Annotated in this window: 22 protein-coding genes; 10 read left to right on the top strand and 12 right to left on the bottom strand. The window is 63.0% G+C overall.

Going from position 1 to position 14,604, the window contains the following annotated elements; all coding sequences use genetic code 11:
* Window positions 1-12: 12 nt before the first annotated feature.
* Complete coding sequence (locus NCS58_RS27610; RefSeq protein WP_061120892.1) at window positions 13-840, bottom strand: universal stress protein; 828 nt, start codon at window positions 838-840, stop codon at window positions 13-15.
* A gap of 90 nt (window positions 841-930) precedes the next feature.
* Window positions 931-1,770: a universal stress protein gene (locus NCS58_RS27605; protein WP_061120893.1), complete on the bottom strand. Its 840-nt coding sequence runs from the start codon at window positions 1,768-1,770 to the stop codon at window positions 931-933.
* A gap of 95 nt (window positions 1,771-1,865) precedes the next feature.
* On the opposite strand from NCS58_RS27605, the gene NCS58_RS27600 reads away from it, so the two are divergent.
* Genes NCS58_RS27600 through NCS58_RS27585 form a run of 4 tightly spaced genes read left to right on the top strand, consistent with a single transcriptional unit; the run spans window position 1,866 to window position 4,006 of the window.
* Window positions 1,866-2,516 carry an NAD(P)H-dependent oxidoreductase gene (locus NCS58_RS27600; RefSeq protein ID WP_250478029.1) on the top strand — a complete coding sequence of 217 codons (651 nt, stop codon included), beginning with the start codon at window positions 1,866-1,868 and terminating at the stop codon, window positions 2,514-2,516.
* A 27-nt stretch (window positions 2,517-2,543) separates the two neighbouring features.
* A complete protein-coding gene (locus tag NCS58_RS27595) occupies window positions 2,544-2,984 on the top strand; it encodes a universal stress protein (RefSeq protein ID WP_061120895.1) in 441 nt (146 codons plus the stop codon).
* A 34-nt stretch (window positions 2,985-3,018) separates the two neighbouring features.
* On the top strand, window positions 3,019-3,564 hold the full coding sequence (locus NCS58_RS27590) for a hypothetical protein (RefSeq protein ID WP_250538916.1): 546 nt from the start codon (window positions 3,019-3,021) through the stop codon (window positions 3,562-3,564).
* Window positions 3,565-3,580: 16 nt separating this feature from the next.
* Window positions 3,581-4,006, top strand: coding sequence for a hypothetical protein (locus NCS58_RS27585; protein ID WP_250478027.1), 426 nt, complete (start codon window positions 3,581-3,583; stop codon window positions 4,004-4,006).
* Window positions 4,007-4,016: 10 nt separating this feature from the next.
* Here the strand turns inward: NCS58_RS27585 and NCS58_RS27580 are convergent, their stop codons facing one another.
* Together NCS58_RS27580 and NCS58_RS27575 are read right to left on the bottom strand one after the other, a co-directional pair.
* On the bottom strand, window positions 4,017-4,469 hold the full coding sequence (locus NCS58_RS27580; RefSeq protein ID WP_061120896.1) for a DUF3564 family protein: 453 nt from the start codon (window positions 4,467-4,469) through the stop codon (window positions 4,017-4,019).
* Window positions 4,470-4,489: 20 nt separating this feature from the next.
* Window positions 4,490-4,876: a c-type cytochrome gene (locus NCS58_RS27575; RefSeq protein ID WP_311765936.1), complete on the bottom strand. Its 387-nt coding sequence runs from the start codon at window positions 4,874-4,876 to the stop codon at window positions 4,490-4,492.
* Window positions 4,877-5,012: 136 nt separating this feature from the next.
* Here NCS58_RS27575 and NCS58_RS27570 point away from each other — a divergent pair, with 136 nt between their 5' ends.
* Entirely contained in the window at window positions 5,013-5,330 is a 318-nt protein-coding gene (locus NCS58_RS27570; protein ID WP_061120898.1) for a DUF1488 domain-containing protein, read from the top strand.
* A 54-nt stretch (window positions 5,331-5,384) separates the two neighbouring features.
* Here the strand turns inward: NCS58_RS27570 and fnr are convergent, their stop codons facing one another.
* The 4 genes from fnr to NCS58_RS27550 form a co-directional block, all read right to left on the bottom strand.
* Window positions 5,385-6,164: a fumarate/nitrate reduction transcriptional regulator Fnr gene (gene fnr / locus NCS58_RS27565; protein ID WP_061120899.1), complete on the bottom strand. Its 780-nt coding sequence runs from the start codon at window positions 6,162-6,164 to the stop codon at window positions 5,385-5,387.
* 189 nt (window positions 6,165-6,353) lie between these two features.
* Window positions 6,354-7,007 (bottom strand): response regulator transcription factor, encoded by a 654-nt coding sequence (locus NCS58_RS27560; RefSeq protein WP_061120900.1) that lies wholly within the window; start codon window positions 7,005-7,007, stop codon window positions 6,354-6,356.
* A complete protein-coding gene (locus NCS58_RS27555; protein WP_086961483.1) occupies window positions 7,004-8,362 on the bottom strand; it encodes a PAS domain-containing sensor histidine kinase in 1,359 nt (452 codons plus the stop codon). Before NCS58_RS27555 ends, NCS58_RS27560 begins: the two co-directional genes overlap by 4 nt.
* 90 nt (window positions 8,363-8,452) lie before the next feature.
* Window positions 8,453-8,950 (bottom strand): universal stress protein, encoded by a 498-nt coding sequence (locus tag NCS58_RS27550; protein ID WP_061120901.1) that lies wholly within the window; start codon window positions 8,948-8,950, stop codon window positions 8,453-8,455.
* A gap of 36 nt (window positions 8,951-8,986) precedes the next feature.
* On the opposite strand from NCS58_RS27550, the gene NCS58_RS27545 reads away from it, so the two are divergent.
* The 5 genes from NCS58_RS27545 to NCS58_RS27525 all read left to right on the top strand — a co-directional run bounded on the left by NCS58_RS27545 (window position 8,987) and on the right by NCS58_RS27525 (window position 11,983).
* The gene (locus tag NCS58_RS27545) at window positions 8,987-9,262 is read left to right on the top strand and encodes a hypothetical protein (RefSeq protein WP_143756423.1); all 276 of its coding nucleotides are present in this window, start codon (window positions 8,987-8,989) and stop codon (window positions 9,260-9,262) included.
* Between the two features lie 86 nt (window positions 9,263-9,348).
* Window positions 9,349-9,588, top strand: coding sequence for a hypothetical protein (locus NCS58_RS27540; protein ID WP_061120903.1), 240 nt, complete (start codon window positions 9,349-9,351; stop codon window positions 9,586-9,588).
* Between the two features lie 264 nt (window positions 9,589-9,852).
* Window positions 9,853-10,830, top strand: a complete 978-nt coding sequence (locus NCS58_RS27535) for a universal stress protein (RefSeq protein WP_061120904.1) — start codon at window positions 9,853-9,855, stop codon at window positions 10,828-10,830.
* 125 nt (window positions 10,831-10,955) lie between these two features.
* Entirely contained in the window at window positions 10,956-11,648 is a 693-nt protein-coding gene (locus NCS58_RS27530) for a CBS domain-containing protein (RefSeq protein WP_061120932.1), read from the top strand.
* A 62-nt stretch (window positions 11,649-11,710) separates the two neighbouring features.
* The gene (locus tag NCS58_RS27525) at window positions 11,711-11,983 is read left to right on the top strand and encodes a hypothetical protein (protein ID WP_143756424.1); all 273 of its coding nucleotides are present in this window, start codon (window positions 11,711-11,713) and stop codon (window positions 11,981-11,983) included.
* A 19-nt stretch (window positions 11,984-12,002) separates the two neighbouring features.
* On the opposite strand, the gene NCS58_RS27520 is transcribed toward NCS58_RS27525, so the two are convergent.
* From NCS58_RS27520 to NCS58_RS27505, 4 genes are all read right to left on the bottom strand, one after another.
* Entirely contained in the window at window positions 12,003-12,842 is an 840-nt protein-coding gene (locus NCS58_RS27520; RefSeq protein ID WP_061120906.1) for a universal stress protein, read from the bottom strand.
* A 43-nt stretch (window positions 12,843-12,885) separates the two neighbouring features.
* Window positions 12,886-13,185 carry a c-type cytochrome gene (locus NCS58_RS27515; protein WP_061120933.1) on the bottom strand — a complete coding sequence of 100 codons (300 nt, stop codon included), beginning with the start codon at window positions 13,183-13,185 and terminating at the stop codon, window positions 12,886-12,888.
* Between the two features lie 113 nt (window positions 13,186-13,298).
* Window positions 13,299-13,898, bottom strand: a complete 600-nt coding sequence (locus NCS58_RS27510) for a hemerythrin domain-containing protein (RefSeq protein ID WP_061120907.1) — start codon at window positions 13,896-13,898, stop codon at window positions 13,299-13,301.
* A 20-nt stretch (window positions 13,899-13,918) separates the two neighbouring features.
* On the bottom strand, window positions 13,919-14,581 hold the full coding sequence (locus tag NCS58_RS27505) for a nitroreductase family protein (protein ID WP_061120934.1): 663 nt from the start codon (window positions 14,579-14,581) through the stop codon (window positions 13,919-13,921).
* Window positions 14,582-14,604: the final 23 nt, after the last annotated feature.

Genomic DNA, 14,604 nt, shown 5'->3' with positions numbered 1-14,604 from the left:
CAACATATCTGCTCAATGCGACAGAAGAACAGGAAGCGTCGATACCTGCAGGAGATTGTTGGTCACACCGCCCAGCACCCTTTCGAGTCCACGCGAATGCGCATAGGCGCCCGCGACGAGCATGTCCGCATGCACACGGTTCGCTTTGTCTATCAACGTCATCCCTGTGCTTTCGCCGCTCACGCGAGGCGTCGAGGAGAAACTCGCGCGAATGCCTTGACGATCCAGATAAGCGGAAATTTCGATACCTGCGGGCGCTTGTATGTCTCTATGGCGCTCGACGGTCATGATCTCGACGAATCGGGCACGACGCAAGATGGGCAGCGCATCGGCGACTGCGCGCGCGGCTTCGCGGCTGTCGTCCCACGCAATGACCACGTTCTCGCCGATAGTCGCAAAGTCGCCCGTTCGCGGCACGAGCAGCACCGGGCGTCCCGCACCGAGCACGACGTCCTCGACGAAATGCCGCGCAACGAAAGCATCGGGATCGTCAGGATCATCCTGTCCGAGCAGGATCACGTCGGCATGGCGGCCATGTAACGTGGCGGCATCGAGTACGGAGCCTGCCGGCGCACGCCACTCTGCGTTGATACCGGCCAGTTCGGCAGCGCGCTCGAATGCTTCGCGCGCCCGGTCGAGCGAGGTTCGGCGCTGTTGTTCGTATCCGTTGCGTAGCAGGGGCTCTGCCGGCTCGAAAAGGTGATGAACGAGGTCCTGACAAACCAGATAGAGACCGATGACATGCGCATCGAAACGGCGGGCGATGTCCAATGCATACCGGGTCCGCACATCGCAACGCCGGCTGTTATCCAGATGGACGAGAATGGTTTTCCAGTTCATGACGTCGTCTCCTCGAGAGCCATCGAGCCATAGGGTCTTTCGTGCGATCTCGCGGGCACGAGCAGGACCGGGCACGATGCGATACGGGCATCAGTGGGACATCAATACCGGCACGGTCATCGACGCGAGGAAGGTTCGCGTGGCGCCGCCGAGCACGAGTTCCTGCCAGCGCGCATGTCCATAGCCACCCATGACCACCAGGTCCGCATTCAGATCGGCAGCGCGGGAAAGCAGCATTTCACCCGCGGATGCGTTCGGAGTAACGCCGCCCGATGAGACTTCGGCCTTGATGCCATGCCGCGCGACGCAGGCCGCGATGTCCGCGCCCGGAATGCGGTCGTCGCCTGCTTCCCGCCGCGGCGTATCGACGCTCACGATCGAGACACGCTCGGCCGTCTTCAGAAAGGGCAGGGCGTCATGCACGGCGCGGGTCGCTTCGCGGCTGCCGTCCCAGGCGATCATCGGATGTTTTCCGACCGAGGCGAAGAAGCCCGTGTACGGGACAAGCAGGACCGGTCGGCCCGAGGTGAGGATGGTGGTCTCCGGAAAGTGGTCGCCGACGTAAGACTCCGGATCGGCCGCATCGTCCTGGCTGACGACGATGAGATCCGCGCAGCGCGCAAAACGGGGAATGGAATCGTTCGCTCGTTGCTGTGTTTCGATCCATTCACCCGACACGCCCGCGCGCTTGATTTCCGCATGAAACAGCCGCTCGATCGCACCGCGCTGTTCGCGCCGCCTGGCCGCGTGTTGCTCGTAGTACTCGGCGGTACCCGCCATGATGTTGAAGGCGCGCGGGTCGGGCTCGAACACCGCAAAGAGCCCGATGACATGCGCGCCGAAGCGCTTGGCGAGCTGCAACGCGGTTTCCAGTCTGGGATGCGCGCGCACGCTGGTGTCCAGGTGCACGAGAATGGTCTTGTAGCTCATCGGATGGCTCCTCGAGTCGAATTGCGCTGCATGAGTGCACATGCCCGCGTGTTCTTCACTGGCACCCAGTTTATGGAGGCGGCTCGACGGCGCGGTTGACTCAGGTCAACGGCGCCGCGCTTTATCGAAGGGACCGGTTTGGATTGACTCAGGTCAATCGGCAACACCATGACGGGGATACAGTGGCCTCGTCAGATCGTCATCATCGAAATGTCATGAATGAGTCGCGGAGAATGCAGATGTCCAAAGTGCTCGTAGTTTGCTTTTCTCGCAGCGGCACAACGCGTGCCATAGGTGCGGCATTAGCGGAGCGGCTGCACGCCGACTTCGAGGTCATCACGGAACCGGTCGATCGCTCGGGGCCGTTGGGCTATTTGCGCTCTCTCGCCGATGCCGTGTTCACGCGAAGTGTGCATATCGAGGAATCGCGCCGCGATGTGGCGAATTACGACGTGGTCGTTGTCGGGACGCCGGTATGGGCCGGTACGATCAGCGCGCCGGTACGCGCATGGCTCGCTATCCACCGGCGCAAGCTGCCGCATGTGGCCTTTTTCTGCACGCAGCAAATGCGAGGCGATGCCAAGGTTTTTCGCGAGATGACGAAACTCGCCGGCAAGCAGCCGGTCGCGCGTTGCGCCCTTACAGCCCGGCTGGATGCACAGGCGAAACAGCGCTTCATCGAGATTTTCGTGGATCGTATCGAGCGCACGCTGGCGCGAATCGACAATCTCGAATGGGCCGTGTAAGCGGTTAATAGGAAATCGGAGTTATCAATGTACCGGAACATCATGGTCGCACTCGACGGAAGCGAACCGTCGCAACGTGCATTGGACGAAGCGATCCGTTGTGGAAAGGGCTCGCAAGCGCGAGTGCGCGCAGTTTTCGTCGCGGATGCGGCGGCGCTGTCGTCATATCCGGTGCGTCATCGCAACGAGGTGTTCAGCAACGCGCGCCGCATGCTCGACGGCGCGCGGGAGCGCGTTCAGGCGGCCGGTCTCGAATGCGAGACACAACTGCTGGAAACCGAAAACACAACGGACACGGTTGCGCGATGCCTTCAGCGCTTCGCGACGCAAACGCAAGTCGACATGGTTGTCATGGGCACGCACGGCCACACCGGTATTCGGCGGCTGGTCCTCGGCAGCGTCGCCGAAGCATTCTTGCGACATTCGACTTGTCCGGTGCTTTTGATCCGATCACTCGCTCAGGCGTGACGCAACGCTTGCTGAGACCCTGCTGGGCTACGGGATGCTGTCGCTCACGTTTGCGAGTATCGATGACAGGCCGGCATCGTCGATGAAAAGCTTTGATGCGGAGCACGAAATGAGGAAGCAGTGCATGGGGACAGTATTGCTTCTGGGACTGGCGGCTTGCGCATCCGATGCACGCTGGAACCAGTTTCGGCAGACCGAGCCCACCCTCGTGGAGGCGCGAGAGTTTGCAACGATCGACTGCTCGGGAAGCGACGAATGTGCGCAACGTTGGGACCGCACGCGCCAGTACGTCGCGCGCTATTCAGCCACTCGCATACGTCATGCGGATGCGGCTGCGATCGAAACGGGCCGGCCGCTCGAAGCCGGCGTGGTGTATCTGTGGGCTACGCGTACGCCGGCGGCACCGGGCAGCGGGCGCGCGCGCATCAGCTTGAAAGGCATGTGCCGCGGCATGTATGGCATGGACGGCGGCCCCGGCTGGCTCTACGCGCAATGCGCCAGTCAGATTCGCAGCATCGAGATGAATTTCCGGGGCTTCGTCCTGGCGCCGGCTGAAGGCTGCGCGGACGATGCTGCGTGATCGAGCATCACTTGACATGAGTCAATTCGGTTACGCATTGAAAGCGGACGATGAGTGGACGTCGCAACGTGCGAAGAACGCCGGATTCATCAGCAAAACCGGCAAGGACAAAGTTCGGTGGGGGAGGAAGATCATGGGGCTCGGCATGCAAATCGCCTATCAGGGCTTTGTCGGTAGTAACGACGTCGAACGCGCGGCCGGTGTCGAACTCGTGCGACTCGAGCGCGCCGCGAAAGACATCGCGAACTGCCATCTGACGATCGAAGCGTATCGGGATCAGTCTGGAGACCGCCGCTATGATGCGCGGCTCGATCTCGTGACGCGTGATTTCGATCTTATTCCAGTTGAACACGCCTCGGACCTGGATGTCGGCGCGGCGATTCATCAGGCATTCGACAACGCGATGCGCTGTCTTCAACACATGCGCTTTTCGTCGAACTGAGGCGTTCGGCTCACGTTGCGAATGGGCCGGGACCGCGTGTCTGTGCGCTTCCTTCACCCAGGACGTCGGGCTCGTCGGAAAAGATCTCGTGTTCAGCAAGCGTAGTTTCGCTGTCGACGCACTGGATGTGCCAATACCCTGCGTTCGGGGCACGAGGCGCGTTTGAGTCGCCGCAGGCAAAGACTACGGCTCGTCCGCGCTCGCACGTCACAAGTTCCGCGGTGCCGGACACTACTTGCCGCGCCGCGAGCACCAGGCCCTCGAGCATGGCGACAGGAGCAGAAACGTCGGGACCGCGCAGCAGGGTGCCGCCCGGCGTGAGTTCCCACGTTCCCCATGATGGCAGCTCGATGCGGTCATGCGCTTCCCGCGACCAGCGTCCGCGTTCCTTATCGAGCCATAGCACCGCAAACGCCGATTCGGCTTCTCGATTAAAAGCGTCGAGCTTGATGGTGATTCGCATAACGGTCTCCTGCGAAGTGGTCAATGACGCAATACCCACTCGACTAACGTATGGGCGTCTTCAGGCGAGAGCGGGCCGCCACGCTCCGCGGGCGAGGGCATGGCCATGTTTCCCCAATGCGCACGACCGCCGACGCGCAGTTTGTGTTCGAGCATGATGTGCGCGCGTGGGTCGTCGCGGTAGCGGTTGGCGATCTCCTGAAACGATGGAGCGAGGAAAGGCGCATCGTTGGTGTGGCAGAACATGCAATGCTGCTGGTCGATGAGTGCGCTCGGTTCGGGCTGGGCGAGCGCGCGCGATGCGATGAGCAGCAGTGCGGCAAGAAGCGCACCCAGTGCGACATGTCGGGCGTGAACGCGCGGGCCATCGGATCGCGCGCGATGACCGAGAAAGCGGTGAGTGTGCATGATCGGTGAGAGAAGTGTTCACACATTGATCATGCGGGTGCTTCTCTCGCGGGCGTTGATCTGAGTCAACGCCGGTCATGGGTCGAACGCAAACACTGAGTGGTGTACGAGCCGACATCCGCGAGGAAGCGCGATCATGAACATCAGCTTTCCAATCCAGGCGCCCGCGTATCTCGGCGATGAGCCCGCGCTCATGTTCTGGGCGCTCGTGGACGACACGCGCATTGAATGCACCATATCGGCGGAAGCGCTCCAGGATCATTTCGGCGCAGCGTCCTCGCGCGAGGACGACCTCCAACGCGCGTTCGAGATGAACCGCGCCGTCATAGAAGGGGCAGCAGAACAATTGCTGACCAGCGTCGGCTGCAGACCGGTCGTGCTTCGCAGCGGATACTTCCGGTTCAGCAGTGGAGGCGCTGCTGCGGGCACGCATCGGACGCGCCCGGTCAGGTGACGGTTTCAGTGTGCGGCCGACATTCCGCCAGGCGTGCAGACACAGATCCGCCGCTCACACCCTTTCGAGCCCTGCCTGATCCAGTATCCGCACTTCCTTGCCGCGCGCATCGACCACGCCGGCCTTTTGCAGTTTGGAGAACATGCGGCTCACCGTCTCCAGCTTGAGGCCCAGATAGCTGCCGATCTCCTCGCGTGTCATGCGCAACAGAAACTGTGCGGGGGAATAGCCTCGCGCCTTCATGCGCGTCGAGATGTTGAGCAGGAAAGCCGCGACGCGTTGCTCGGCCGTCATCGTGCCGAGGAGCATCATGAGGTTGGATTCGCGCACGATCTCGCTGCTCATCAGTCGATGCACGTGATGCTGGATCGTCTTGACCTCGCGGCAAAGCAGTTCGAGCAAGTCGAAGGGGATGATGCAGACGACGCTGTCTTCGAGCGCGATCGCGTCGCACCCGTGGTGATCCGAGCTGACTCCGTCGAGCCCGAGCGCGTCGCCTGCCAGGTGAAAGCCCGTGACTTGCTCGTTGCCGTCACGATGCATGACGACGGTTTTGAAGCAGCCGCTACGCACGGCGTAGACGCTCTGAAAGGCATCCCCGGATCGATAGAGCGTCTCACCGCGCCGCACGGTCCGGGTCGAGCAGATGATCGCGTCGAGCCGCTCGTATTCATCCGACGAGAGACCGCTCGGCATACACACGTGCTGCATCGAGCAGGTCGAACAGCGCGCACCCTTGCGTGTTTCCGAGCTATCCGCGATCTGGAAAGTGCGGCGCGGGACCGGCGCTTCGGATTGTCGGAGGATGGATCGGCCTTCGCTCACTGGGAACATGGTGTGTCTCCTGTCGAACCGGGGTTCGCGCGCGCGAGGCGGATGCCGGGGAAGTCGGCGTCTCGATGCGCGGCGGATGATTCCATGCGTCGAATTATTGGCCGCGCTGTCTCGAAATTAAATCGGCGGCGGCGGAAAGTTCGGTAGGGATTTCGGCAGGCGTGTAGGGAAATCCTGACGAGCGAACGCTTACGCGTCGTCGTTATCGTCGTCGAAAAGCTTGTGGCGCACGGCATAGCGCACGAGGGCGGCCTCGTGCGGCATCTGCATTTTCTCGAGAATGCGCGCCTTGTATGTGCTGATGGTCTTCGCGCTCACGGACAGCGCCTCGCCGATCTGGTTGATGGACTCGCCCGCGCAAAGCCGCTGAAACACCTCGAACTCCCGGTCCGACAAGCGTTGATGGGGCAGCGCGTCGGCAGGCTCGGTCAGGCTTTGCGCGAGGCGCTCGGCCATCGAGAGGCTCACGTACACGCCGCCCGCGGCGACCTTGGTGACGGCAGCCAGTAATTCCGCGCTCGCGCTTTCCTTCGTCAGATACCCCGACGCACCGCCCTTGAATGCCCGGGCGGCGTATTGCTGTTCGGCATGCATGGTGAGTACGAGAATGCGTAGCGCGGGCCTTTCATCCTTGATCTGCTTGAGGAGGTCGATGCCGCTGCGGCCCGGCATGGACAGATCGAGCACCAGCACCTGCGCCGGCGTCGAGCGCACCAGCGCGAGTGTGCTCGCCGCGTCGCAGGCTTCACCGGCCACCTCGAAACCACTCGCGTTGCCGAGAATGTGGCGCAGGCCGTCGCGCACCATCGCGTGATCGTCCGCAATCAGCACTCTTGTAGTCATGGTTGCGATTCCCTCTCCGCCACCGCTTCGCGTGGCAGGACGACTGTCAGCACGAAGCCGCACTCGGGCGTCGAATCGATGAACACGCGCCCGCCCAGTGCATGCGCGCGTTCACGCACCCCGATCAAGCCGAACGATTTGCCGTTCGCGGCCGGCAAGGACGAGGCGCCGATGCCGTCGTCGCCCACGCGCAGCACGCAGTTGGCAGCATCGGCGTTGAGCGACACTTCGACGCGGCTCGCGCGGGCGTGTCGCACGATATTCGCAAACGCCTCCTCGATGATACGGAAGACCGCGGTTGCGGCATCCGCGTTGAACGCGAGATCGCCGGTATCGAGATTGTGCCTCACGTCGATGCCGTGGCGCCGGATGAAATCATCGACAAGCCAGTCGATGGCAGCCGATAACCCCAGGTCGTCCAGCATGACGGGCCGCTGATCCGATGCGATGCGTCTGAGCGAGGCGATGTTGCGGTCGATAAGCCCAACCATGTGCTGAAACTGAGCGGCAACGTCTTCATTCAGCAGTGTGTGCGCGCCAAGCTGTGCGTGCAGCGCGAATATATTCATTTTGAGCGCGCTCAGCGTTTGCCCGAGATCATCGTGCAAGTCGCGTGCGACGCGGCTCTTTTCCTGCTCGCGTACTTGCTGGAGATTGGCCGAGAGCGCGCGCAATTCTTCGCGCGAACGCTGAAGCTCGGCCTCGGCCTTCACGCGCTCGGTGACATCGCGAAGAATCACGGTGAACAGCTTGCCGTCGTCATCTTCGACCTGCGATATCGATGCCTCGATGGGAAACTCCTCGCCGTCGGCGCGCAGGCCGTATAGCACGCGCTGCGGGCCCATCTGACGATCCGATACCCCCGTGCTTCCGAAGTGCCGGACCTGGTGCTCATGCGCCGACCGGTAACGCTCGGGGATGAAGCGCGACAGCGGCCCGCCGATCGCGTCGCTCGCCGCGCACCGGAACACGCGTTCGGCCATGGGATTGAACAGGACAATACGTTGCGTCGAATCGACTGTGATGATGGCGTCCGTCGTAGACCGGATGATGCCGTCGAGCCGCGTGTGGCTCACGGTTGTCGAACCGGCGCTCGCCCGCCTGACGCGTTGCGTGGAAAGTAGAAGGATGGCGCTCGCAAGCAGCAGGGCGCAGATCGCGGCGGCCGCCAGCAGCCACGCCCGTGCTGCGACAGACAGCGTACAAATCGAAGGCAGGTATTGAACGCCGATCCAGCACACGCCGAAGAGTGTCGCTCCCGCCAGCAGTGCTTGCCCGGTTGCTTCGCGCGACGAGGCTCGTCGAACGTGCTGGCCGTTCGCTTGCGCGGGACTTCGACCTTCGTTTTCGCTCATACGCTTCGGCGGTCCGTGCTTGCGTGTCGTGAAGCTGCGCAGTAAGGGAAGTGCGAATTAATTATAGGGTCGACGCGCGCGCCGCCGGGATCAGTCGGCAGTTTCTGCGGTTTGCTCCCGGCGTTGCGCGTCCTCTTCGGCCTCGCGTCCCGGCACGAGCATCACGGGACAATGTGCAATTCGCATGAAACGCTCGGCGACGCTGCCCAGCACCAGGCGCCGCCAGCCGCGCCGGCCATGCGTACCCATGACGACGAGGTCGGCGCCGAAATCCTCGGCACAGCGCAGGATGCGTTCCGCGATGTCATCGCCGGTCAGCTCGACTTCGCTGATGCGCGGCGTGCCTTTCACGCCTTCGCGCACCATGCGCTCGACGGCTTGCGCGCCGAGGCGCCGGCCCTCTTCGAGAAGCGCTTCGCGCATGTCGGGATAGAAGGTAGCGGCGGCGTCATACGCGATCGGCTGCAAATCGACGACATAGAGCGGCTGCAGCTCGGCGCCGTTCGCTCGCGCGATTTTGATGGCTTCATCGAAGGCGTGCGCGGAAGTGACGCTACCGTCGATCGGCGCGAGTATGCGGGTGTACATGGGGGGCTCCTCGAAAGGTGAAAGAGGTGCGGTTCAGTGGGACATGAGCACGGGTATCGTCATCGCGCAGCACCGTCCGGTGTCCTTCCAGAGGACCACTTCCTGCTCGTCGGTTCGATCCGGTTGCCGGCGCTTCCGCTGCGCGCTGGCCTGCATGGGGAGATTCTGCGGATCGTGGAGCAGATCTCCGTTGACTCAAATCAAACGATGGCATCGCGAAAACAGATGCGTCATTCATTGACCTGGCTCAAGGCCGCGCTGCGCGCTGCGCTTAGCATCGGCGTGTCGGGCTCGCTGCAGGCAACGGAATGATTGAAGCGCCCGATGCTTCTACGCCGGAACGATGAAACGGGCGCGGCATGACAACTGATATTCGCTTTATCCAAGGGAGAACCGCCATGTCGCTCAAGGGATCCATAGACGATGCCGATTGGACCGTCACCTGCTGCACGGAGCAAACGCCCCGAGGTGTCGAATGTTCGATCAGCGTCGAGCAGCGCAACGTGGAGGGTGGCCGCTTCATGCATCGCTTCAGGCACGCGAGCACCTTCGATAACGAACGTGAAGCCGTAATTGCCGGGCTGCGCGAAGGCATGGCGTGGATTCGTCTAAAGGCCACCCATACGATCAACGTCTAGCCGGATTCGATTCGATGCAGCCAGTGGCCGCTCGGTGGATAACCTCGAATTCAACTGAATGCCTTGCATTGTCGCGCCATTGGAGGCGCCATCTTTTAGACATGACCGGCTGGGTACGCGCGTCAGGCGAGGGCGATTCGACACGAGTCAATGAAACATGCCGAACGCGATACGCCGCATTGGCTTGATCTGCGTCAGGCGTCGTGTCATAGCGAGCGGTAGGCGGTGCGAATCGAATCCGCGGGCCGCGCCGGGAGGTAAGTTATGGAAGCAGACAAGGACACGCCGGCGCGCGCTGGCGGCTTCAGGCGCGTCGTTCTTTGCGTCGATTCCTCCGACGCGTCTCGCTGCGCCGCCGCTTTTGCGCGGCATTTCTTACGGCCTGACACCCAACTCACGATTGCCGCTGTGGCACTCGACCCGCATCTGCTCGCACCCCACGCGGCGCTCGCCGGGCTTGATTTCGGCGCTGCGCACAAAGAGCTGGTGGAAGATGCGAAATGCGCGATTGCCGAGTCGAGCAGTGCGCTCGCGGGCGCGACCGCCTCCGTGCGAGCACGGGTGATCGATCTCGCGAAAGAGGGCGGCGATGTTGCGCATGCGCTCGCAAGAGCCGCACAGGCAGAGCACGCGGATCTCATGATCCTGGGTACCCGGCAACATCACGGTCTCGTGAGGTGGCTCGATCCGTCCGTGACAGACAGGCTGAGCCAGCTTGCACCTTGCGCGATGATCGCGGTGCCTGCGGGTTACGACGCCGCGCGCGACGCTGGCATTCATCGGATTCTGTTCGCGGTCGATGGCAGTCCGACGTCGCTCGCGGCGGTGAACCTCGGTGCCGCGCTTGCGACGCCTGACACGCGGATACGTGTGGTCTATGTCGTCGATCGCGCGGTACGTTACAGCGATTTCGTACCCGTGACCGCGCTCGAGGACGCGTTCGTCAAGGAAGGCGAGTCGGCGATCGCAGCGGCGGCAGGGCGGCTGGCATCTGCGCCCAACGTCACACGCTCGCACGTGTCGGTCGATCTGATCAGCACGGACATCAGCGCCGACGATGTCTCTCATGCGCTGCTGCGCGAAGCCGAACGCTGGAACGCCGATCTCATCGTGCTGGGAACGCACGGCAGACGTGGCGTGATGCGAGCGTTCGTTGGCAGCGTCGCCAACCGGGTGGCGAGCCTCGCGAAGATTCCCTCGATGCTGGTTCGCGACCAGCACGATCGAGTTGCAAGCAGTTGATGCATGTCAACGGCGTGCAGAGCGCGCGCGGTATCGTGAACCACGCACGCGAGAAAGTGCGTGATGGATGTGTCGAAAGACGACTTTCCCTCATGTTCCGATCACTTAGCCGCCTGGAGATGAAGATGCAAGCACGCGACGTAATGACTACCTCTGTCGTTTCCGTGACGCCCGATACGACGGTGCACGAACTGGCGATGTTGCTGACGAAGCACCGTATCAGCGCCGCACCTGTCGTCGATCAGGAACAGCATGTCGTCGGCATGATCAGCGAGGGCGACCTGCTCCATCGCGAGGAGATCGATACCGAGAAGACGCCGTCTCGCCGGTCCTGGTGGCTCGAGATGCTGGGCTCGGATAGCGGCGCGGAAGACTACATCAGGTCGCACGCGCGCAAGGTGGGCGAGATCATGAGTCGCGACCCCATCTGTGTCAGCGAGGACGCATCGCTCACCGAGATTGCTTCGGTGCTCGAAAGCCATCACATCAAGCGCGTGCCTGTGTTGCGCGAAGGGCGCGTCGTGGGCATCGTGAGCCGTTCGAATCTCGTGCAGGCGCTGGCTTCCGCGTTCGTTGAGCCGCGGGCTCCCGCGACGAGCGATGCGGAAATCCGCGCAATGCTCATGGGCGAGCTCGCCGGACGCGGCTGGGCGTTCCCGGGGCGCAATATCGTCGTGCGCGATGGCGTGGTGCATCTGTGGGGCACTGTCTGGTCGAGCGATCAACTGGATGCCATGCGCATCGCGTCGGAGAGCATTCCGGGCGTCAAGCGGGTGGAGGATCACACCATCCCGTACCCGATCATGCCGGGCATCTGAGCTTGCGTGGGCACGGCGTCATCGCGCGCCGTGCGATTGGCTACGAGCCGAGGAGTGCATCCATGATTCAGGAATTAACGCTCGACGCACCGGTATGTTGCGAGGGCGGCTGCGTCCAATTCACCGGCAGTCTGGACGGAAGACCGCAGACCTTCCGCGTCGAGGGCGACGTGTTTCGCGAGTTGTTGCAGGTCAGGCATCTCGACGAAGCAAGCATGAAGAATCTCTTCATGGCCGACCCGGAGCACTTTCTGTTCGTCGCGGCCCGCAAGCTCGGCGAGCTGGGTCCGAGCAACGCGCCCATTCACTTGACGCTTGCCGATCTGCTTCGTTGAAGGCGACGGGTCCGTCCGGTCAGTACGACATCAGGACCGGAAGCTCGGCTTCGCGGAGCACGGCCCGCGTGAAGCCGCCAAGGAGTGTTTCGCGCACGCGGCCATGGTGAAATGCGCCCATGACGAGCAGTCGCGCGCTCTGCGATTTCAGATAGGAGGTCAATGCCTCCTCGACATGTGCGCCCCGCGGGACGGAGAGTTCGATGACGTTCGCGCGAACCGCGTGCCGGATCAGGCTTCGCGCGAGGTCCGACGCGGCGCGCCCGTCGCCGAGCGGCGGGTCTCGGTCAGTGCGGATAGATACGATGTCCACGCGCCTCGCCCTTGAGAGCAACGGCAGTGCATCGTAAGCGGCGCGCGCGGCTTCCCGGCTGCCGTCCCATGCGATGACCGCCGTCGCACCGAGCGGGCTCGGCGAGTTCTTGCAGGGCCAAACCAGTACCGGGCCGCCCGCACCCATGATCGTGCTTTCGGGAAAGCGGTCGGCGAGATAGGCGTCGGGCTCGTCCGGATCATGTTGTCCCACGATGGTGAGATCGGCGCAGCGCGCATGATCGATGACCGAAGATCCTCCGGTCATTTCGCTTGCCCGCCAGTCGTGCTCCACTTTGGTCGACGCGAGGCGCACGCGGAACATGTGCTCGGCGCGCTCGCGCCGCTCGCGGCATAGATCCGCAAGCGGCACCTCGTAGCGGTGCTGGCGATCCGCCTGGTAGTAGAAGCGCGGATCGAGCGTGAATTCGGAGTACACGCCGTACAGATGGGCATCGAAGCGTTCGGCGAGCGCGACTGCGGCGTCGAGCCGGTGCTTCGCGTGCGTGCCCGTATCGAGTTGCACGACGATCGTCTTGAAGGTCATGAGAGCCTCACAATCTGCTGTGCGGGTCATGATGTCGTCCGCTTCATTGGCTCAGCACCCACTGAACGAGCTTGTGTGCGTCTTCCCTCGAAAGGGGGCCGCCGCCTCGCCCGGCTGCGGAGGGCATCGCCATGTTTCCCCAGTGCGCCTCGCCGCCCTGGCGCAGTTTTTTTTCCAGCATGTCGCTTGCGCCGGGCACGTCGCGGTAGCGGTCGGCAATCTGCTGGAACGAGGGCGCGCGGAAAGCCGTGTCGACCTTATGGCAAAACATGCAGCGCTGCGCGTCGACGAGCCCGAAAGGTTCCGGCGTCGTGAACGCGAGGCAGGGGCCGCACACACTCACGCATACGAACGCGCCGAGCGTCCGGGTCACGTGAGAGCGGGCGTGCCGAACCGGGCGGCGCCGATCCGCCTCTGGCTCACGCAATGACGCGATCGCAGGCTCGAACATCGTGCTCACGCGTTCTGATGTGCTTCAGCGACAGCGGGCACCGCATTGGCGATCAGACGATAGAGGCTCGCCAGGCTCTCGCCTTCGAAAGTCGCCTCGCCGAACGGGTCCAGACGGCGCTCGACGGCCGCATCGAGGCATGCCCAGTCGGCTTCAGTCAGAAAACGTTCGGCGGCAGGAATGATGACCGTCTCCTCGACGCGCCTGTGGTTCGCGCAAAAGTCGACGTATTGCTCCATCAGCGTGCGCAGACCAAGCAGCACGGCTTCGCCCTTCAACTCGAAACGGGTGAGCGCGTGCTCGAGATTGCGCAGGCGCACGTCGCCTTCGATATGCTCGCATTGCAGTTCGTCCAGCACGTCGTCGAAGTCGTCCGTGCGGCTTCTTAGCGCAGCGAAGAGGAAGCGGTCTTCCATCGGGTGATGGAACTGTTCCGGATACTCGCGGATGTAGTAAAGCATTGCGCGCAGCACGATGGGATCGGGCGGAGAGCCGCCCTCGCCGAGCATGCGGACGAAGTCGAGCATGGTCTCGGTGACGGAGGCAAGCCGCTTGTGATCGAGACGGATCACGTGTAGTGCGGCGCGTTCGGTTGTGTCGTTCATAGTGGCTCCAGTGCGACCATTCATGGGCTTCGATGAGCGTGCGCGAAGTGTCCGACCGTCTGCGCCAGCAAGGGGCTCGACCCGACCGGCAGCTTCAGATTGGCCGCGAGCGCCGTGCGGTTCATCCAGCCACGAGCACCCACGGCCAGCCCCACCGAAGCGCAATACAGATAGACGTTCTGCACGATCGCGCCGGCGCTTGCATACGCGAAGCTCTCGCGCTGGCGGGCGGGCACGTCCTGCATGCGGTTCAGATCGGCGACATAGACGAGATCGACGGGCGCATTCGAGAGGAAGTCTTGGTATCCCGTCGTTGCGCGCAGATCGAACGGCGCGGCGAGCACGAGCCGGTGTGCGTCCGGGTCATACCGATACGAGCCCGTGGCAAGCAGCACGTAGATATCGATCTCATAGCCGCCGAGCGCGGACGGCGCCGTACGGCCGCCCTCCGCGTCGCGGTTGATGCCATTGGCGGCCCACAGCAACTCGCCGAGCACATCGAGATTGATGGCTTCATCCGAGAATTCCCGTGAGGTCCGGCGCGCGGCGAGCGCATCCAGCAAGGGCATGCCGCCGAAGCGCAGCGGCCGGGGAAGAACGATGACGGCGTTCGGCGCCGTGTCGAGCGGACGCGGTGCCGGTGCATTCAGCACGGCGCCGATGCGAAAGAGCGGTCTGACCATGATTGCATGCTCGCCGATGAAAG

This window comes from Caballeronia sp. INML3B, from assembly GCF_023631305.1.
GTDB lineage: Bacteria > Pseudomonadota > Gammaproteobacteria > Burkholderiales > Burkholderiaceae > Caballeronia > Caballeronia turbans.
This window is presented reverse-complemented; position numbering and strand designations above follow the sequence as displayed.